This window comes from Cognatiyoonia sp. IB215446 (assembly GCF_033963825.1).
Taxonomy (GTDB): domain Bacteria; phylum Pseudomonadota; class Alphaproteobacteria; order Rhodobacterales; family Rhodobacteraceae; genus Yoonia.
Window position 1 is genome coordinate 33,202 of sequence record NZ_JAXBMD010000002.1, and the last position, 20,572, is coordinate 53,773.

The 20,572-nt window shown below is 59.3% G+C and carries 16 protein-coding genes; 10 read left to right on the forward strand and 6 right to left on the reverse strand.

What is annotated here, in order from left to right; all coding sequences use genetic code 11:
* Window positions 1-48: 48 nt before the first annotated feature.
* From SLH49_RS07590 to SLH49_RS07600, 3 genes are all read right to left on the reverse strand, one after another.
* A complete protein-coding gene (locus SLH49_RS07590; protein WP_320268565.1) occupies window positions 49-735 on the reverse strand; it encodes an adenylate kinase in 687 nt (228 codons plus the stop codon).
* Window positions 735-2,714, reverse strand: a complete 1,980-nt coding sequence (gene acs, locus SLH49_RS07595) for an acetate--CoA ligase (RefSeq protein ID WP_320268566.1) — start codon at window positions 2,712-2,714, stop codon at window positions 735-737. The genes SLH49_RS07590 and acs overlap by 1 nt, the downstream gene beginning before the upstream one ends.
* Before the next feature lie 357 nt (window positions 2,715-3,071).
* The gene (locus tag SLH49_RS07600) at window positions 3,072-3,923 is read right to left on the reverse strand and encodes an AraC family transcriptional regulator (protein ID WP_320268567.1); all 852 of its coding nucleotides are present in this window, start codon (window positions 3,921-3,923) and stop codon (window positions 3,072-3,074) included.
* A gap of 132 nt (window positions 3,924-4,055) precedes the next feature.
* On the opposite strand from SLH49_RS07600, the gene SLH49_RS07605 reads away from it, so the two are divergent.
* From SLH49_RS07605 to SLH49_RS07635, 7 genes are all read left to right on the forward strand, one after another.
* Window positions 4,056-4,880 (forward strand): phytanoyl-CoA dioxygenase family protein, encoded by an 825-nt coding sequence (locus tag SLH49_RS07605; RefSeq protein ID WP_320268568.1) that lies wholly within the window; start codon window positions 4,056-4,058, stop codon window positions 4,878-4,880.
* Window positions 4,881-5,588, forward strand: coding sequence for an MBL fold metallo-hydrolase (locus SLH49_RS07610; RefSeq protein ID WP_320268569.1), 708 nt, complete (start codon window positions 4,881-4,883; stop codon window positions 5,586-5,588). It begins immediately after the preceding gene.
* Window positions 5,589-5,601: 13 nt separating this feature from the next.
* On the forward strand, window positions 5,602-7,326 hold the full coding sequence (locus SLH49_RS07615; protein ID WP_320268570.1) for an ABC transporter substrate-binding protein: 1,725 nt from the start codon (window positions 5,602-5,604) through the stop codon (window positions 7,324-7,326).
* Window positions 7,327-7,390: 64 nt separating this feature from the next.
* A complete protein-coding gene (locus tag SLH49_RS07620; protein WP_320268571.1) occupies window positions 7,391-8,401 on the forward strand; it encodes an ABC transporter permease in 1,011 nt (336 codons plus the stop codon).
* A complete protein-coding gene (locus SLH49_RS07625) occupies window positions 8,398-9,321 on the forward strand; it encodes an ABC transporter permease (RefSeq protein WP_320268572.1) in 924 nt (307 codons plus the stop codon). The genes SLH49_RS07620 and SLH49_RS07625 overlap by 4 nt, the downstream gene beginning before the upstream one ends.
* Window positions 9,321-11,078 (forward strand): ABC transporter ATP-binding protein, encoded by a 1,758-nt coding sequence (locus SLH49_RS07630; RefSeq protein WP_320268573.1) that lies wholly within the window; start codon window positions 9,321-9,323, stop codon window positions 11,076-11,078. Before SLH49_RS07625 ends, SLH49_RS07630 begins: the two co-directional genes overlap by 1 nt.
* Window positions 11,075-14,161, forward strand: coding sequence for an alpha-mannosidase (locus tag SLH49_RS07635; RefSeq protein WP_320268574.1), 3,087 nt, complete (start codon window positions 11,075-11,077; stop codon window positions 14,159-14,161). The genes SLH49_RS07630 and SLH49_RS07635 overlap by 4 nt, the downstream gene beginning before the upstream one ends.
* 65 nt (window positions 14,162-14,226) lie before the next feature.
* Here the strand turns inward: SLH49_RS07635 and SLH49_RS07640 are convergent, their stop codons facing one another.
* Window positions 14,227-14,979 carry an SDR family oxidoreductase gene (locus tag SLH49_RS07640; RefSeq protein WP_320268575.1) on the reverse strand — a complete coding sequence of 251 codons (753 nt, stop codon included), beginning with the start codon at window positions 14,977-14,979 and terminating at the stop codon, window positions 14,227-14,229.
* A 174-nt stretch (window positions 14,980-15,153) separates the two neighbouring features.
* Window positions 15,154-16,566, reverse strand: a complete 1,413-nt coding sequence (locus SLH49_RS07645; protein ID WP_320268576.1) for a 2-isopropylmalate synthase — start codon at window positions 16,564-16,566, stop codon at window positions 15,154-15,156.
* 155 nt (window positions 16,567-16,721) lie between these two features.
* Here SLH49_RS07645 and SLH49_RS07650 point away from each other — a divergent pair, with 155 nt between their 5' ends.
* The 3 genes from SLH49_RS07650 (at window position 16,722) to SLH49_RS07660 (ending at window position 19,507) form a co-directional block, all read left to right on the forward strand.
* Window positions 16,722-18,383, forward strand: coding sequence for an NAD+ synthase (locus tag SLH49_RS07650; RefSeq protein ID WP_320268577.1), 1,662 nt, complete (start codon window positions 16,722-16,724; stop codon window positions 18,381-18,383).
* 120 nt (window positions 18,384-18,503) lie between these two features.
* Window positions 18,504-19,061: a hypothetical protein gene (locus tag SLH49_RS07655; RefSeq protein WP_320268578.1), complete on the forward strand. Its 558-nt coding sequence runs from the start codon at window positions 18,504-18,506 to the stop codon at window positions 19,059-19,061.
* Window positions 19,062-19,078: 17 nt separating this feature from the next.
* A complete protein-coding gene (locus SLH49_RS07660; RefSeq protein ID WP_320268579.1) occupies window positions 19,079-19,507 on the forward strand; it encodes a DUF1801 domain-containing protein in 429 nt (142 codons plus the stop codon).
* Between the two features lie 27 nt (window positions 19,508-19,534).
* Here SLH49_RS07660 and SLH49_RS07665 read toward each other — a convergent pair whose 3' ends face one another.
* The gene (locus SLH49_RS07665) at window positions 19,535-20,443 is read right to left on the reverse strand and encodes an MBL fold metallo-hydrolase (RefSeq protein ID WP_320268580.1); all 909 of its coding nucleotides are present in this window, start codon (window positions 20,441-20,443) and stop codon (window positions 19,535-19,537) included.
* Window positions 20,444-20,572: the final 129 nt, after the last annotated feature.

A 20,572-nucleotide genomic window follows, 5' to 3' on the forward strand; every position in this document is an offset into this window, starting at 1 on the left:
TTTTATTGGCTACTTTACGTCCGGGCGGCATCGCCCGGGGCGTCCTCCTTAGGCCATGACACGCTGTGTCAGCGCTGCCAAAGCGTCTTGAACCGCGGCGATGTCCTGCATCGCATCGACGCGCCGCAAAACGGCTTTGTCCGCGTAGTATGCGATGAGCGGTGCTGTCTGTTCATGATATGCATCAAGGCGCGACATTACGGTTTTTGCATTGTCATCGGCCCGGCGTGTCATCTGTCGGGCACCGCATGCGTCGCAAGTATCGGGGACTTTGGGTTTCTTGAAGGTGTCATGATACCCTTCGCCACAAGCCCCGCATGTAAAACGTCCGGCGATCCGGACGACCATTTTGACGTCATCCACTTCCAGAAGGATGGCGGCGTCGATCTGCTGGCCGGTCTCCGCCAGCATCTGATCCAGCGCCTCGGCCTGCGCGGTTGTGCGCGGGAACCCATCAAGGATCACACCGCCGGCGCAATCAGGTTCGGCGAGCCTGTCGCGCAAGATCGCGAGCACGATATCGTCGCTGACAAGGCCGCCAGCCTCCATCACGGATTTTGCCGCCTTGCCCGCTTCGGACCCGGACGCCACTGCTGCGCGCAAAAGGTCGCCGGTGGACAATTGCACTAGGCCAAACCGCTCTTCCAACATGCGGGCCTGGGTGCCCTTGCCGGCGCCTGGCGGTCCCAAAAGGATCAGGACTGGGGGCGTACCAACTGTGCGAGAGCCGTCCATCACGCGTCCTCGCGGTTCATCCGGTTCGCGATCAGGTCGTCAACCACAGCTGGTTCGGCCAGCGTCGAGGTGTCACCCAAGCTGCCGAAATCATCCTCGGCAATCTTGCGCAGTATGCGGCGCATGATCTTGCCGGAACGGGTTTTCGGCAGGCCGGGCGCCCATTGGATCAGGTCAGGCTTGGCGATGGGGCCGATCTCGGACCGGACCCATTTTTCGAGTTCCTTGCGCAACTCTTCTGACGGGGTTTCCCCGTTCATCAGCGTCACGTAGGCATAGATGCCTTGCCCCTTCAGCGGGTGCGGATAACCCACCACCGCCGCCTCCGCCACTTTGGCATGGGCAACCAGCGCGCTTTCGACTTCCGCCGTGCCCATCCGGTGGCCAGAGACGTTGATGACATCGTCGACACGTCCGGTAATCCAGTAATCACCGTCGGCATCGCGACGGCACCCATCGCCGGTGAAGTAGTAGCCTTTATAGTCGCTGAAATAGGTCTTCTCGAACCGTTCGTGGTCACCCCAGACGGTGCGCATCTGACCGGGCCAGCTATCGGCGAGCACCAGCACGCCCTCAGCCTCGGTCGTCGTGATCTCTTCGCCCGATTGCGGGTCAAGCACTTTGGGTACTACACCGAAGAACGGTTGCTGCGCCGAGCCGGGTTTCAGTTCCGTCGCACCGGGCAGGGGGGTCAGCAGGTGACCACCTGTCTCCGTCTGCCACCACGTATCGACGATAGGGCAGTTTCCTTTGCCCACAACCTCGTTGTACCAGTTCCAGGCCTCTGGATTGATCGGCTCACCCACCGTGCCCAGTACACGCAGATCGGACAGATCATAGGCTTCGACAGGTTCGTTTCCGGCCGCCATCAAAGCGCGGATCGCGGTTGGGGCGGTGTAGAACTGGTTCACACGGTACTTTTCGCAGATCGCCCAGAACCGGCCCGCATCGGGATAGGTTGGGACGCCTTCGAACATGATTGTCGTGGCACCATTGGCCAAGGGGCCATAGACGATGTAGGAATGCCCGGTGACCCAGCCGACATCGGCCGTACACCAGAACACATCGCCCTCGTGATAATCAAAGACCAGCTCATGCGTCATCGCGGCATAAGTCAGATAGCCGCCTGATGTATGGACAACACCTTTGGGCTGACCGGTTGAGCCGGATGTGTAGAGGATGAAGAGCGGATCTTCCGCGCCCATCGGCGTCGGCGCGCAGTGGTCATCCGCCTCCAGCGCCATTTCGTTGTAATCATAGTCCCGGTCGGTCCATGTGGTCTGGCCACCCGTCCGTTTCACGACAAGACATTTGACCTTGTCCGAGCAATGCAGAAGTGCGGCATCAGTGTTCGATTTCAGCGCTGTCTTGCGCCCGCCACGCGGGGCTTCATCGGCGGTGATCACCACCTTGGCGTCGCATCCATTGATCCGCGCACCCAGCGCATCGGGTGAGAATCCAGCGAAGACGATGGAATGGATCGCGCCGATCCGCGCGCAGGCCAGCATGGCATACGCGGCTTCCGGGATCATCGGGAGGTAAATGACAACCCGGTCGCCTTTGCGCACGCCTAGCGTTTCGAGGATATTGGCCATCTTGCAGACGCTGCGATGCAGGTCTTTGTAGGTGATATGCAGGGCCGCGTCGCTCCGATCATCCGGCTCCCAGATGATAGCGGTTTGATCGCTGCGCATTTCCAGATGCCGGTCGATGCAGTTGGCGCTGACATTCAGCACGCCATCTTCGAACCACTTGATGGAAACCTGGCCGAGCGTGAAATCCACATCCTTGACCTTGGTAAAGGGCTTGATCCAGTCGAGCCGCTTGCCCTGTTCGGCCCAGAATGCCTCCGGGTCCGCAACAGATTTCGCGTACATGTCGGCATATTGCGTGGCATTCACATGCGGCACGCGCGCAGGCACATGCGGTGACAGCAGATCTTCAGATTTTGGGGTGTCTTTGGTTGTGACAGTGTCCATTTCCAGCCTCCTCCAGCTTGCGACATGGTGGGAAATGACGTGACTGCACCACTGTGATCCCCCTCCCTGTTGTAAAGAAAGATAGACTGGTTGCGCTGTCACTTTCACTAAACAATTGTTTTGCATCGATTTTCGCGTGAAAAAGTTTTCAACGCATCTCTGCTCCTGTAAACATGAATGCTGATCGCCTCACAAAACCGTGTAGAAACAACGCGCTTAGCTTGTTAATGCATTGTTAACAAAAACACGGCGAAAGGGCGTTTGACGCAAGAAGCTTTCGCGTGCGTTTCTCTCATTGGAACATCCTAAGCGTGTGGTTGGGACTGTCGGGTGACGTTACGACAGCCGAGTCGCTTGTTAGGCCAACTGAAACGGATCGCGCATGTGGGCGCGCCGATAGGCCCGTGGCGTTGTGCCCAATTGCCGCCGGAAGAGACGGTAGAAATAGCTGGTGTTCTCAAACCCGCAATCGCTGATTACATCGTCTATTGAGACCTCATCGCTGCGCAGAAGGTCGGCTGCATAGGCGATGCGGATCTGGTTGATGTATTGGGACGGCGTCAGGCCCGTCACGGCCTTGCAGGTGCGACAGACATGTTCGTGGCTGCGCCCTGCAACCTTGATGAAACCCGGCGCACCTTTGGCAAAAACCTCGCGCGATTGCGCAGCGCTGCAGGCTTCGGAAAACCAATGCGGCGCGTCATGCTGGTCACTGGTACTGGCCAGCGCGACCCGGTTTGTAAGGAACAAAAGGAACTCTTCAATCTGCGCCAGCGAGCGTTCGGCGGTTTGCAATTGCTGCGCCACATTCACCGCCCGTGCGAGCCGGGGGGCTGCAAGCTGATGTGTCTCGGGCAGGGGCCCCCGCGCATCAAAGAACCGCCCACCGATTGTCGCCGCATACCGGTCTGCCAGATGAGCCGCCGTTTCACTGCGGAACATCACGTTGATAATCTGGCAACCGGTCTTTTGATCGGCGCAAAAGGCATGGGCATCCCGGGGCCGCAAGAACACCAATTGCCCGCGCGTGAGGTGTTGGGAGGCGCCGTTGATCCAATGCGCCGTCCGTCCGCTTTCGATCAGAAAAACCTCAAAGAAATCGTGATCATGCGCCTTTTTCGGGAACCGTTTGGCCAGGCGTTTGCGCGCAAAATGAAACGCCTCATCAGGACGCAGGTAGTCGGCAAGGCGAAACGTTGTGCGGTCCATCACGTCAATTGAGCAAAAGAAGTGGTTCGAAAGTGGCTTGAATATCAAAATTGTGCAATAAAATGTCAATCCCGGCCACTGACAGCTCCCGCCCATTCGCTAGGCTGGCGGATACTTTTGGGAGGAAGTCACATGTTGGTGGAGGCGCACGATCTGCGGTTCGTGCCTGTTGCGACGGCGCAGCCAAAGCGGCTGACGCAGGCTGATATCGCGCAGTATAACCGCGACGGGTTCGTGCAACCGTTTGATATCTTTAGCGCGGCAGAGATTGGCGAGATCCGGTCTTACATCAACGGGCTGATGGCCGATATGGGCCCTGATGGTGCCTATGGGATCAACTGCTATCAGGCGCGCCTTTCAGGGCTTTGGGATATCGCGACCGACGCGCGCATTCTGGATCATGTGGAGGATATCATCGGGCCGGATATTCTGTGCTGGGCGACTGCGATCCTGTCAAAAGCGCCGCGTGATCCAAAGGCCGTGCCATGGCATCAGGATGCGGGGTTCTGGTCCCTAACCCCCGCCCGCACCGTCACCGTCTGGCTCGCCATTGACGATGTGGATGACGCAAATTCCGCGATGCGGTTCATCCCCGGCACGCACAACCAGGGCCTCCTCAACATGCAATCCACCGGGGCGGAGGCCGTGTTCCACAAAGAAACCGCCGGGGCCGCTACGATGGGCGAGCCCTTCACCAACAGCCTCAAAGCCGGGCAAATCTCGCTGCATGCCGACATGCTGGTGCACGGCTCGGAACCCAACCGCAGCGACCGGCGCCGCTGCGGGCTGACCCTGCGCTATTGCCCACCGGCGGTACAGATCACTGACCCGGATTGGGCTTCGGGGGTCGAACCGATTTTGTGCCGGGGTGATGTGGGCAACTGGCGCACCCATCCACGGCCAGCGAACGACGACATCACCAAAACCAGCAGCCCGCATGTGGTGGGGAACAACTGAATGCAGGTGACGTGGTACGGACATGCGGCATTTGGGCTGACCCCCGAAAACGGCCCGCGCATCATCACCGACCCTTATACGCCAGAGGGTGTGGGCTATGACCCGATCTTGGACCCCGCCGATCTGGTCATCATCTCATCTGACGATGATAGCGCCCATTGCCGGGCCGACCTGATCGGCGGCAATCCAGAGGTCGTGAATGCTCTGGAAGTCGCCCAATCAGGTGGCAAAACAACCGCCCTTGGGATCGACATCACCGCCATTGAGGCGGCGGAATGGGATCATCATCCCGAACATGAAGTGCCCGGTCAAAACGGCATGTATCGCTTCACCCTCGACGGGATCAGAATCGCCCATATGGGCGATGTCGGCAATCCGCTCACGGATGCGCAGCAGGACTTCTTTCAAGACACGGATGTCCTGCTTGCGCTGACGGGCGGCTACCTGACGCTGGAACTGCCGGACCTGATGGAGATGATCCACCGCACAAGGCCGAAACTGGTCATCCCGATGCATTTCCGCACGCTGACCTACCGCCCGCGCAACACGATGTGGATCGAAAGCTTTCTCAGCCATTTCAAAGACGAGGACGTTGATTTCGCATTCGGCGCAACAACGGAGCTGAAAAAGGAGGATCTGCCAGACCGGACACGGGTTCTGGTGATGGATTATGTCCGCAACGCGGGCACAATAGGCAAAAGCCTATAACTGGGAGGAAAACATGAACTTCAAAACCAAATTGCTGGCATCCGCCGCACTGGGCCTGATCGCATCCGCATCATGGGCACAGAATGTGGCGCGCGAGAATACGGTCATCTTCGATCTGGACCGCACCATTCAGGACCCCGAAAACTTCAACTGGATGACCCCAGGCACCAAGCGCATGCATGGTGCGCACCAGACCATGTGGGAGCCCCTTTTTATCCTGAACTACGGCACCGGCGAACTCGACCCATGGCTGGCCACGAGCTTTGAGGCGAACGAAGACAGCACCCGCTTCACGATCAGCCTGCGGGAGGGCGTTGAGTGGTCCGATGGAGAGGCGTTCAACGCCGATGACGTGATGTTCACCGTCAATATCGCGCTGACCGATGAAGAGATTTCCAGCCGCGAGGCGGCGACGATCCGCGCGCAGGTGGCAAGCGTCACCAAGGTGGACGATCTGACCGTGCAGTTTGACCTCAACGAACCGAACCCGCGCTTTATTGTGGAGAATTTCGGCGTGCGCATTTTCGGCTCTTTCCTGATCATGCCAGAGCACATCTGGAACGGTCAAAGCCCCGCGACATTCGCCTTCAACCCGCCTATCGGGACGGGGCCGTATACTTTCACCTCAGCCGCGTCGAACCGCGCGATCTGGGATCGCAACGATGATTGGTGGGGCGCTAAGACAGGCTTCATGGACCTGCCCGCACCGGAACGTGTCGTGTTCCTGGAAAGCGGGGGCGAGGAAAGCCGCGCGCAGCTGATGGCCTCCAACCAACTCGACGCCGCTCAGAACGTGACCATCGGCACGTTTGAGGCGATCCAGGCGCAGAACCCCAACGTCATCGCCTGGTATGCTGATTACCCTTACGCTGCGGCTGACCCCTGCGCTCGGCAGCTCGAAATCAACACGACCGTAGCACCTTGGGACAACGCCAATATGCGCAAGGCCGTGGCCTACATCATCGACCGCAGCCAGATCGTGAATGTGGCCTATGAAGGCACGACCGCCGCGTCCCAGACGATGTTTGCGCAGTATGGCTCCATGGCCCCCTTTATCGATGCAGTGGTGGAAGCGGGTTACGGCCTGCCTGCATCCGCCGATGTGGAGGCAGGACAAGCGTTGATCGAGGGTGAAGGGTGGACCCGCGATGGCGACTATTACACCAAAGATGGTGAGACGCTGTCGGTCAACATTCACGTCAACTCGGCCTCAACCGAGTACACCCGCACCATCGATGTGATCGTCGAACAACTCCAACGTGCCGGGATCGATGCCCGCGCGGTGCCGGTTGAAAACGGCGTGTTCTGGGGCGAGGTCCTGCCTTTTGGCGCTTACGAGATGTCCTATAGCTGGCTCTCTTGCGGGTCGGTGAATGAACCCTGGGCGTCGATGGGTCGCTACACGGTGGCCGATGTCGTGCCGGTGGGCGAACGCAGCCCCGGCTTCAACAACACCGCACGCTGGGATGGCCCGGCGGCAGAGGCGTACTCAGCCATCATGGCTGATATCGCCTCACGTTCCTTGGGCGATGACGCGATCCCCGGTCTGGTGGCCGAGGCCTACCAGCATCTGGACGCCGAAATGCCGTTCATCCCGCTCGTGCAGGCCGCGAAACTGCTGCCGATGAACCAGACCTATTGGACTGGCTGGCCTACGGCGGACAATTACTACAACCACCCGTTCTTCTGGTGGAACCACACGCATCAGATCATCCACAATCTGGAACCTGCGCAGTAACACCTGACCGCGTCCCGGGGGCTTGTACTGGGGCGCGGCCGACCCCAAAAACGGAGCGTTTTGCATGGGACGCATCCCCCGCGCCTATCTGATCAACCGGCTGACGACACTGGTTCTGACAGTACTGATCGCCGCCACGATCATCTGGATTATCCCGCGCCTGTCCCCAGTGGACCCCGCCGAAATCGCGCTGGGCCGGATGGCTGCCGGGGCCGGTTCGGTCGCGAATTCCGAGGAAATTCTCGCACAACTCCGTGCCAACATGGGCATCGATCAGCCGCTGATCGTGCAATATTTCAAGTACCTCTCGGGCGCGCTCGTCTTCGACTTCGGCCTCTCCACGGCGGCCTTCCCGACACCCGTTTCCACGTTAATTCTCAACGCGTTACCGTGGACGCTCGGCCTGATGATCCTGTCGCTCATCATCACATTCTTCATCGGCAACCTCTTGGGCGCACTGATGGTCTGGGACCGCTCACCAAAGCTCGTCCGCGTCGCCATCCCTGCGGCCATGGTCTTTACATCAATCCCACCGATCCTGTCGGGCCTGCTGCTCATGTGGGTCTTCGCGGCCAAGCTGCAATGGTTCCCGCTGACCGGCGCATACGGGCTCTTCGTCGAACCAGGCTGGACCTGGGAGTTCGTCAAATCCGTACTCCACCACGGCTTCCTGCCCGCCCTCTCCATCGTGATCGTCACCTTCGGTTTCTGGGCCCTCGGCATGCGCGGCCTGATGATCACGGTGCAGGGCGAAGACTACGTAAAACTGGCCGAAGCCAAGGGGTTACGGCCACGCTACATCCTCTACCGTTACATGATCCGCAACGCGATCTTGCCGCAGATCACGGCCTTTGCGCTGAAGATCGGCCTCTTGATCGCAGGTCAGGTCCTTGTCGAACGCATCTTTGCCTATAACGGGATGGGCAAGCTCTTGTATGACGCGATTCTCAACCAAGACTTTCCGGTGATCCAAGGGGTCAGCTATGTGATCATCCTGATCACCGCGTTGTCGGTATTCCTTGTCGACCTGCTTTACCCCTTCATTGACCCCCGCATCAGGCACGAAACCGCATGACCGATACGCCCGTAACCCGTGCGGAACGCAGACAAGCCAGACGCATTCGCCGGTTTGATAACCCGTGGCTGAACCCCAAGCTTTTGTGGGGCTTGGGCCTCTTGTTGGCGATCATCGCGCTGGGCCTGTTGGGCCGCTTGGTTTGGGACCTGGAGCTGGTCTTCACCGGCTCAGCTCCGTTGCGCCTGCCGCCCATCGGGTTCGAGAACCTGCGCGGACAGGCTGGGGTGATAGATTATCCGCTGGGCACTGATGGCGGCGGGCGCGACATGCTGGCGCTGATCATCATCGGCGCGCCGAACACGCTGTTTGTGGGGCTGCTGGCGAGCCTGATCGGCATGTCCATTGGGATTTTCCTTGGTTTTTCCGCGGGTTTCCTTGGTGGGCGCATTGATGATTTGATCCGCGTCGGCGCAGACGTGATGATCACGATCCCACCCTTGCTGATCCTCGTCGTGTTCCAATCCGCCTTTGGCGACGTGACGCTGACGATGATGGCGCTGTTGATTGCCGGTTTCGTCTGGCAGTCGCCCACGCGGCTGATCCGCGCGCAGGTCCTGTCGATGAAGCAGTCAGGCTACGTGCAGATGGCGCAGCTGTCTGGGGCCTCGACCGGGCACATCATGTTCAAGGAAATGCTGCCGAACCTGGTGCCGTACCTCTTTGGCAGCTTCATCGCATCCGTCACGACATCAATTGTCACGGCGGTGGGTCTTGAGGTGTTAGGCCTCGGCCCACAGCGCATCCCGACCCTGGGCCGCACGATTTACGAGGCGATCAACGCCGGTGCACTGATCCAGAACCTCTGGTGGTGGTGGGGTATTCCGACCTTGCTACTGGGGGTGATGTTCATCGGGCTCCTTCTGATTAACCTCGGCCTCGACGAAGTCTCAAACCCGCGTTTGAGAAAGCTAAGCTGATGCTGGATCAGAGCACCGATAAACCCGTTCTGACCTTGCGCGATCTGTCGATCGAGTTCCCGACCGCGCAGGGGATCGTGAAGGCCGTCACAGCGATTAGCCTCGACATTCACAAAGGTCGCCGTGTCGGGTTTATCGGAGAAAGCGGGTCAGGCAAGACCACAACCGCTCTGGCGGTCATGCAGATGTTGGCGGAGCCGGGGCGCGTTGCCAGTGGCTCGATCATTCTGGATGAGACGGATGTGCTGGCACTGGACGAGGAACAGATGCGCCGCACGCGCCTGTCGCGTATCGCGTATATTCCGCAGGGGGCGATGAATTCGCTCAACCCCGTGATGCGGATTGAGCCGCAGATGTGGGACGGGATCATCGCGCATGAGGGCAAGCTCGACCGCGCGGAACTCAAACGCCGGTCCGATGCCGCGCTGCAAAGCGTGGGCCTGCCGCTGCATACCGGGTCGCTCTATCCGCATGAGCTGTCGGGAGGTATGAAACAGCGGGTCTGCATTGCGATGGGGATCATCCTGAACCCCGAACTGATCATTGCGGATGAACCGACCAGTGCCTTGGATGTTGTCACCCAAAGGCAGGTCATGCAGACGCTGAAAGACATCCAACGCCAGATCGGATCGGGCCTGATGCTGATCGGCCATGATATGGGTCTGATGGCACAAACGGTGGATGAGCTGGCCGTGCTCAAAAACGGGGAACTGGTCGAGCATGGGAGCGTCAAACAGATCCTCGAAGCGCCCAAGCACCCTTATACGCAAGACCTGATTTCCTCGGTTCCGCTTGTCGGGGGCGAGAGTTTTCTTAACCCGGAGCAGCGAGCCGAAGCCCCAAAACGTGGCAGTGCAGAGCCGCTTTTGCAATTTAAAAACGTGACCAAGGAATATGGCTCCGTCACCGCCTTACATCCCATGTCGTTCAGCCTGCAGGGGGATACGCCACAGATCATCTCGATCGTGGGGCAATCAGGGTCTGGCAAATCGACGATGGGGTCGATCATGCTGGGCTTCAACCCGCCCACTACGGGCCGTGTGCTGTATGAGGGGCAGGATGTGCAGGCGATGAACGCGGCGCAGTCTTTGGATTTTCGCAAGAACGTGCAGGCGGTGTTTCAGGACCCTTATGCCTGTTTCAACCCCTTCTACCGCGTCAATCATGCGCTGAAGTTCCCGTTCAAACAATTCGGCCTGGCACAGAGTGAGGCACGTACGCAAAAGGCGATGGAGGAGGCTTGTGATGCCGTGGGCCTTGACCCCGATCTGGTTCTGCCGCGCTATCCGCATCAGCTGTCGGGTGGGCAACGGCAACGGCTGATCGTGGCGCGGGCGCTGATGCTGTCGCCGAAACTTTTGATCGCGGACGAGCCTGTGTCGATGGTTGATGCCTCTCTGCGCGCGTCGATCCTATCGAATATCTACGATCTGAAGGACAAATACGGGATTTCGATCCTTTACATCACGCATGACCTCGCCACGGCCTATCATGTGAGCGATTATGTCATCGTGCTCTTCAAGGGGCGCGTGGTGGAGGCTGGCCCGCCGAAAGCGGTGATTGGCGCGCCCGAACACCCTTACACCCAGCTTTTGATCGATTCGATCCCTTGGCCTGACCTGAACCGCGCTTGGGGGGACGGGCGCGACGATTGGGACCCAGCGCAACTGGAGGGGCAGGCGGCGCTCGCCCCGCCGGTTCATCGCGGGGATGTGCCGGGGTTTGATTTGGTGCGCGCGCAAGGCATAGGCAGATGAAGGGCAAATGGCCCTTCACGGCGGAAAAGATAGCAACACGGCTTGATCTGATCGCGCCCCACATCTTTCGCCGTCGGGAGCCGTTGCCGCATTTCCGTTTGCTGCCTTTGCAGGATGCGCATGTCGATGCGCCGATTTGTGCAGACCCAACCGGGTGGGAGGAGATCCCGCATCAAAGCTATTGGGGCCGCGCCGATCTGAACTTTGTGATGAAAAGCCACTTTACCGTGCCGCCTGATTGGGACGCGCAGCATCTCGCGCTGCATCTACCGCTGGGGGGCTTGGGCGATATCTTCAACCACCCAGAAGCGCTGGTGCATATTGATACGCTGCCCATTGGATCAGCTGATCGGCATCATCACACGATCCGGCTCGACCCCTGGGTGCAGGATGGGCAGCGCCACACGCTGTCGCTGCATGGCTGGACAGGTCTGGCGGGCTGGCCGCCCGATCCGGAAAGCAAGACAAAGCTTTTCATGGGCACGCCTGCGCTGGTGCAGCGTGATCCGGCATTGCTGGCCTTTCATCAACTTGCCAGCACCGCATTGGATGTGGCGCGGGTCTTGGATGAGGAGAGTTCCGTACAAGCTGGGGTCTTGGCAGCGCTGGACGATGCCTTTCGTGTTTTGGATACGCGCCACCCGTTGGGTGCGGCGTTCTATGCCAGCGTGACAGACGCCGATAAGGTCCTGCGGCGCGGGATCGCCGCTGCGGGTGCGCCGTTGGATGTGACACTAAATGGGATTGGCCATGCGCATATGGATGTCGCCTATCTCTGGCCCATCGCGCAGATCCGGCTGAAGAATGCCCGGACCTACACGAACGTCCTGCGGCTGATGGAGGATGATCCGGACTACCTCTTCAGCCATTCCCAACCGCAGCTTTATGCCTACACAGCCGAGGATTATCCAGCCCTTTTCGCGCGGATCAAAGACCGCGTGGCCGAGGGCCGGTGGGAGGTGTTGGGCGGGACATGGGTCGAACCCGACATGAACATCCCAGGACCAGAGGCGCTGGTGCGGCAGCTGGTGCTGGGTCGGCAATATTATCGCGACACTTTCGGGGATGTTGAGACGCCGGTTTTGTGGCTGCCGGACACGTTTGGATTTCCCAGCCAGGTGCCGCAACTGATGCGCCATGCGGGCCTGCCCTGGTTTTTGACCAACAAGCTCAACTGGAACCAGCGCAACCCGGTGCCGTGGTCCACCCATCTTTGGGAAGGTATCGATGGGTCGCGTGTGCTCGCTCATGTGCTGACCACTCCACGGGATGTGCAATATCTGCCCTTCCCCACGAACTACAAAAGTGATCTGAGCGCTGCAGAGGTGCTGGGCAGCTGGACCAATGCCCATGCCAGCGAAAAGGTCCGCACGCTGCCCATCTGCTATGGCTACGGGGATGGCGGTGGCGGGCCGACCGAGGATTTGCTCGCCAAGGCCCATGCGTATGCGGCGATGCCAGGCATGCCGAGGATGCAGATGCAAACGGTCCGTGCCACTTTTGAGCATTTTGAGACGCTGCGGGATGACCTGCCCATCTGGCGGGGCGAGCATTACATGGAAGGCCATCGCGGGGTCTTCACCTCGCAAGCCTGGATCAAACGCGCCAACCGCAAGGCCGAATGGGCCCTGCATGAGGCCGAGGCTTTGGCGGCAATGGCGGGCACAATGCCAAATCTGGACGAGGCATGGCGGCTTTTATCCCTGAACCAGTTCCACGACATCATCACGGGGACGTCTGTGCCGCAGGTCTTTGCGGATGCCTGCAAGGATTTCGCGACGATTGGCGCGCTTGTGGAAAAGGTCACCGAGGACGCTTCCGCGATACTGGCCCTTGATGAGGTGGCGGTCGCCAATACTTCCCCAGTAACCGGGCCGCGGCTCGCTCTTGTTCCAAGTGATGCAGCACCAGACGGACAGCCCGTCGAAGGGGGCAGCTTGGTACATTTCCCGGCCTTGCCGCCATATTCGATCACGCCAATCAGTCAGGCATCCGCGCCGGAAGGCTTTTGCGAATGCAACCTGGTCAGAGATGGTGCGATCCTGGAAAACGCCAGCCTGCGCGTTGTGATCCGCGACGACGGGCAGATCGCATCCGTTTATGATAAGGCGGCCGGTCGTGACGTCCTGCAACAAGGGGCCTTGGGCAATCAATGGCAAGCATTCGAGGATCGTCCCATTTGTTGGGACGCCTGGGACATTGATCCGTTTTTCGAAGACCGGATGGAGGTGGTGAATGGCGCGACTGCGCTCGAGGTAGTCGAAAACGGACCGCTGCGCGCCAGCCTGAGATGGACGCTGGATTGGCGGGGAAGCAGGATCGCGCAAATCATTCGGCTCTGCGCCCATTCCAACCGGGTCGATTTTGAAACCGAGGTCGATTGGCACGAAAAGCACACATTGCTGAAGGTCGCTTTCCCGACGAGTGTGGATGCGCCCGTCGCGCAATGCGATATTCAATGGGGCGTGATCGAACGCTCAAACCGGCGGGATACGGCGTTCGACGCCGCCCGGTTTGAGGTGCCCGCACAAAAATGGGTGCAACTGGCAGATGAGACGCTCGGCGTTGCGGTTCTGAACGACTGCAAGTACGGCTACGACATCCACGACCAGACGATCCGCCTGACGCTGATCAAGTCATCCACCACGCCGGACCCGGAGGCGGATCAGGGTTCGCATGAATTCACCTACAGTCTGCTGCCCATCGCGGGCGCGCACCGCGAGGTGCTGGATCAGGCGGCCTACGATCTCAACGCACCAATTCGGGTGCTGCCTGCAACGGGCGATGCTGCCGAAGGGCCCGCTTTCGTTATCTCGAACAGCGCAAGCATTGTTGTGGAGACGTTGAAACCCGCCTTCGACGGGGCGGGAGTTGTCCTCCGTGCCTTTGAAGCGAAGGGGATAGAGACCGAGGCGCACCTGACCTTTGCCAAAGCCCCCCTCCGTGTCTGCCGCGTGAATTTCCTGGAAGAGGAGATTGACGAAGTAGACGTGGAGGGGCGCTCGGTCAGCTTGCGCTTTGGCCGGTTCGAAATCATCTCGCTCCGCGCCGTATTTGCCGGGGATGCGGAGGCGCGGGAGTAGTCGAGAGACCGGCACTGCATTCCACTGGCTCGCGCGCTGACGCTGCCGCCGTCGTCGCCCCACCACTAAAGCTTGTTTATAGAGTTCCCGCCATCTGCGATCATGGCGCTTCCGGTGACGAAGGAGGCATGATCAGAAAGCAGGAAGAGGGCTGCGCGCGCGATCTCGGTTGGTTCGGCCATGCGCTTGAGCGCATGAAAGCCTCGAACAACCTCATGGAAACCGGCATCCTCTCCAGCCATCGGTGTCAAGGTACCACCGGGCAGAAGAGCGTTGACGCGTATGTTCTCTGGGCCATGCTCGGCCGCCAGAACCTGCGTCATTCCGATCAGGCCCGCCTTTGCTGCGGCGTAGGCGCCCATACCGGGCAGACCAATCGTGTGACCGACGAAGGAGGAGGTAAAGACAATCGCACCACCGCCCCGCTTGCGCATTGCCGGGATCTGATACTTGGCCGCGTAGAAACCACTGTTGAGATTGACGGCCATGACCTTTTGCCAGTTGCCTTCGTCCATTTCAGGTATCGGGCGCATGTCTCCTGTGATGCCGGCATTGTTGAATGCGCCATCAAGGCCGCCGAAACGGGTCACCGCGCGATTGACCAGTTCTTCGGCATATCCAATTTCTTCAACGCTGCCTGCGACGAAATCGATTTCGCCACCGGTTGCCCGAATCTCGCCCGCGACTTTTTCGAGCATTTCAGCACGACGTGCGCCGAGGACCAGCTTCGCGCCCTCTGCCGCAAAAATCTGCGCCGCTGCGGCGCCTATTCCGCTGCTCGCCCCGGTCACAATGATCGTCTTTCCGTCCAGAAGCATTCCGGTCTCCGTTTGATGATTTAGTAGGGGACGCCTAATTGAGCCGTCTCGCTGGAACGACCCGGTTCTTGCGTAAATGGACGGGTTAGAACCAGAGATTGGTCCAAAGGTGGTTCATAAAAAAAGGGGCCCCACGCTGCGCGCAGGGCCCCGAAAATCCGTATGAGGATTTGATCAGTTGTTCGAGCTCGTCTCAGACACCAAAGCGCCGTCGGACCAGATACCGGTAGTCTCTTGGCCGGTGGCATAGCGCATAGTGCCTTCGCCTTCGCGGCGGCCTCGGATGAATTCGCCTTCGTAGACATCACCGTTGGCGTAAGTGGCAACGCCTTCGCCGTTGATCACACCTTCGGCCCAAGCGCCCACATAGGTGAAGCCATCAGGCAACGTGATCTCGCCCTCACCGTGGCGTTGGCCGTTCAGGAACTCGCCCACATAGATCGTGCCGTCGGCGTAGGTCGCGCGGCCCATGCCGTTGCGCTGACCTTCGGCCCACTGACCTTCGTAAACATAGCCATCATCATAAGTCATCGTGCCCTGACCATGGTTCTTGGCGTTCAGGAACTCGCCTTCATAGACAAGGCCGTTGACGTAAGTGGCAATGCCAGTGCCGTTGATGACACCCATGTCCCAATCGCCTTCATAGCTTGAGCCATCGGGATAGGTGATCTTGCCTGCACCATGGGCCAAGTCTGCCTGGAAAGAGCCGACATACACAGAGCCGTCGGGGTAGGTAACTTCACCATTGCCCTCGATCTGGCCGGCAACCCAGGCACCCGCATAGACATAACCGTCAACGCCGCGGAACGTGCCGGTGCCTTCACGGCGGTCAGATACAAAGGTGCCTTCGTAGACATCACCATTTGCGTAAGTGATTTTGCCGTTACCCTCACGGCGACCGGCGACCAAGTCGCCTTCGTACACATCGCCATTAGGTTGGGTCAGCGTCCCGACGCCTTGGATCTGGCCGTCAACCCATTCGCCTGAATAGACCAACCCATCTGCCATGCTGAGTGTTCCGGTGCCGTCACGCTCGCCTGCTTTCAGCGTGCCCTCGTAGATGGCGCCATCTGGGTACGTGATCTTGCCTTGCCCCTCTTTCGTGCCGTTGATCCACTCACCTTCGTAAATGTAACCGCCGGGGCTTGTCATGATCCCGACGCCGTGATGCATCGCGTTGCGGAACTCGCCCTGGTAGACTACGCCATTGGCGTATTCAGCGACGCCCTGACCGGTGATGTTGCCGTCAACCCATTCACCTTCGAACGTGCCGCCATCAGCAAATGTGATTCGACCCTGACCTTCGGGTTTGCCGGCGACAAACGCGCCCTCATAGACCGATCCATTGGGGAAAGTCGCGACGCCTTGCCCGCGAATCTCGCCCTCGACCCAATCGCCGGTGTATTCGTATCCGTTCGGTAGCCTGTAAGTGCCGGTGCCGTGCTGTTTGCCTTCGAGGAACTCGCCCTCGTAGACGCCACCGTCATCATATTGTTTTGTTTGGACTGTTTGGGCTTGCACGCCCGTGGCGAAGGCCACCGACAATGCGGCCACCGCAAGGCCCGATGTTAATCCAAACGTCTTCATGTGTTTCTCCATCTCTTCCCCAGCCGAGCGCAGCTTAGGTGACGTCCTATGTAGAGACAACTGTTAACGCTCACATCACTTCTGCGATCTGGCGCTATTGCCTTTTCCCCACGCATCAATCTGCTACATCCATTGCAGTGCATTGGGACAAAACTATGACAAAAATATTTCGAATTACGATGGCGCAGCTGAACCCCACAGTGGGCGACATCGCAGGCAATTCGGCACAGGCGCGGGCGGCCTGGGCCGTCGGCAAAGAGGCCGGTGCGGACCTGGTTGCGTTGCCCGAGATGTTCCTTGTCGGTTACCAGACGCAGGACCTTGTCATGAAGCCTGCATTCGTCGCTGATGCGCAGAAGCACCTGATGCAACTGGCGGCGGATTGTGCTGACGGTCCCGCCCTGACGATTGGCTGTCCAGTGATTGAGGAAGAGCGGCTTTACAACGCCTATTACACCTTGCGCGGCGGCGAGGTGATTGCCCGGATGCGCAAACACTTCCTGCCGAATTTCAACGTTTTTGACGAGGTGCGCCTGTTCAAGAGTGCCGATATCGCGGGTCCGTTTTCCACAAATAACGGCCCCCGCATTGGCGCGCCGATTTGCGAGGATGCCTGGTATCCGGATGTGTGCGAGGCGATGGTGGAAAGCGGGGCAGAGATCCTGCTGGTGCCCAATGGATCGCCCTATTTCCGGAACAAATTCCCGATCCGGATGAACACGATGGTCGCGCGCGTGATCGAAAACAAGGTGCCGATGGTCTATGTAAATATGGTCGGTGGGCAGGATGATCAGATGTTTGACGGGGGTTCGTTTGTCCTGAACCCCGGCGCGAAACTCGCCTTGCAGATGCCGGTGTTTGAGACCGGATATGCCCATGTGGACTTCGAACTAACCGATGACGGCTGGGTCGCGCTGGACGGAGAGAAAGCGCTGCTGCCCGACGCGACCGCACAGGATTATCGGGTGATGGTCGAAGCTTTACGCGATTACATGCACAAGACCGGTTTCAAAAAGGTGCTATTGGGTCTTTCAGGCGGGATCGACAGCGCGATGGTCGCAGCCATCGCCGTGGATGCGCTGGGCGCGGAGAACGTGCGCTGTGTGATGCTGCCGTCGGAGTACACGAGCCAGGCCTCGTTGGATGACGCGGCAGCGGCGGCAAAGGCGCTAGGCGTGAAATACGACACGATCAGTATCGCGGGTCCGCGAGCGGCGGTGACCGAAGCGCTTGCACCGCTTTTTGAGGGGCGGGCCGAGGACCTGACCGAGGAAAACATCCAGTCGCGTTTGCGCGGATTGCTCCTGATGGCGCAGTCGAACAAGTTCGGCGAAATGTTGCTCACGACAGGAAACAAGTCCGAAGTCGCGGTGGGCTATGCCACAATTTATGGCGACATGTCGGGCGGCTACAACCCGATCAAGGACATGTACAAGACCCGCGTGTTTGAGACCGCACGCTGGCGCAATGCCAACCACTTCGAGTGGATGAAGGGCCCGGCGGGCGAGGTTGTGCCGGTGGCGATCATCGACAAACCGCCCTCGGCCGAGCTGCGCCCGGATCAGAAGGACGAAGACAGCCTGCCGCCCTATGAAGTATTGGACGGCATTCTGGACATGCTTGTGGATCAGGAGGCTTCCGTGGCTGAATGCGTCGCGGCTGGTTATGATCGCGAGACGGTCAAGCGGGTGGAGCACTTGATTTACATCAGCGAATACAAGCGGTTTCAGTCCGCGCCGGGGCCACGGCTGTCCAACCGAGCGTTCTGGCTCGACCGGCGTTACCCCATTGTGAACAGGTGGCGCGACAATGCCTAAGCCTCGCCTTTCGGTCTTTGCGCACTTATGAGCGGGGGGATGTCACGGTGACAAGCCAGCATCGGTCTTTCCGCAATCGCCATACGGGAACAACTTACAAGTCTCATTCCAAGGCGCTGGTTGCCAGATTTCGCAATGACAGCACCGGCGGCTGACACATACATCCGAGAGGATTTCCGGTTTCGCCGCGTTGGGGGCGGGCTGCTCGTGTTTATCGCCATCCCGCTGACCTTGTTCTGGGCGCGGTTCGGACTGCCGCTGCGCTACGATTTCGTGGATCTTCTGTTCATCCTGGCTGGCCCCGGCCTGCTGCTGGCGGGCTTATGGGCCGCCTTTCCAAGGCGCGCGCCGCGGGTGCGGTTGATCATCGGGGATGAGGTGTTGCGGATCATAAACCGCCGTGAAGAAACCACCATTCCGCTGGATGATCTGCGCAGCATTCAGCGGCGGCATCCCGGACGACAGAGCCAGCAACGGCTTTCCTTCAACACGGATGGTAACAGCATCAGGTTCGACGTCGTTCACATGACCCATGAAGCCGCGGATATCATCAATCTTGTTGGCATCCGGCTTGAGAAAAAGGGTAAGCATCTGCGCGAAGGTCGTACAGATGTCCTTGGCGCCCCAAACGGTATTTGGGAGGTGCGCATAGGCAATCCTTTTGAGGACGAGATTTGATCTGCTAGGCTGAACGCATGGCCGAGAACAAGACACAGCCCACCGAAGTCGATCCCGTTGATTTCATCAACGCGGTTGAGCATCCAACCCGCCGGGCTGACGCACAAACACTGGATGCGCTGTTTCGTCGGGTGACCGGCTGGCAGCCCAAGATGTGGGGTCCAACGATCATTGGCTATGGCTCTTACAGCTACACCTATGAAAGCGGTCGGTCGGGAGAGTTTCTGGCCACCGGTTTTAGCCCGCGCAAGGCGAACCTGTCGCTTTACATCATGCCGGGCTATGCCGATTTCCAGTCGGTTCTGGACCGGCTTGGTAAGTACAAGATCGGGAAAAGCTGTCTTTACATCAACAAGTTGGCTGATGTGGATCTGGATGTCGTCGAAGAGATCGTCAAAGCCGGGTTGGAGGATCTGGGCCAGAGATGGCCGGTCAGCCCGTCCTGAATAGACGGGCTTCCCAAAGGCGCTGCTTCAAAGCAACTGATAGCTATGCGGGATGTAGCGGAAGCCGTCATCGCGCGTTTCGATGTAGCCCATGCCGGGGAAGGGCATGTGGTAGCCGATGATTGGAATCCGGTCCGTTGCTGCCATGTCCATGACGCGACGGCGTGTGGCCGCTGCCGCAGCCTTGTCCATGTCAAAGCGCACCTCCCAATCGGGGTAACCCACCGACCAGACATGGTGGTTGGCGATATCACCCATCAGGAAAAGCTGCTCACCACCGCTTTCCAGCATGATGCCCATATGCCCCGGCGTGTGCCCGAACGTGGCCATTGCCGTCACGCCTGAGCGCACGGCGTCGCCGTCACCCAGGAAAGCAAATTTCTCAGCCAGTGGGCGCACCTTTGCTTCAAAATTGTCATTCTCGGCGCTGGCCCAGTGGTCAAACTCAACCTGTCCAGTCAGATAAGCTGCGTTTGTGAATGTCTCGGCGCCACTATCATCGCTAAGGCCGCCAATATGATCGCCATGCATATGGGTAATGACCACATGCGTGATGTCTGCGGCTGTGTAGCCGGCGGCATTGACGGCCGCACCCGTACCGGCGGGGTTCAAGCCAGTGTCGAACAGAATGATGTCGGTCCCGGTATTCACGACCGTGGGCGTAAAGAAGAACTGTACGCTGTCGTCGGCAATGAAATTGGCTGCACTGACATCAGCAAAGGTCTCGGCATCAACGTTCATGCCAAAAATGCTTTGCGGGTCCTCCACTGCGCGGCTTCCGGCGAGCAGGGTGGTGACCTTGAAATCGCCCAAGGTGAAGTCGCGATGGGTGGGCAGGGCGGCGGCATGTCCTTCGGCCTGCGCGGTGCCTGGCACGGTGGCGGCAAGGGGCAACGCGGCCCCGGTCAACAATGTTTGGCGACGGGTCAGCTTCATCGGAATGAACCTCTCATTTCTGTTGGATGGTGTGAGGGTAGGGCAGGATGACGCAGGGGCAATGCACAGCGACGTGATCAGTGGCGCACAATGGACAAACCCGGCCCGTCATGACAAAGCGTGCCGCCA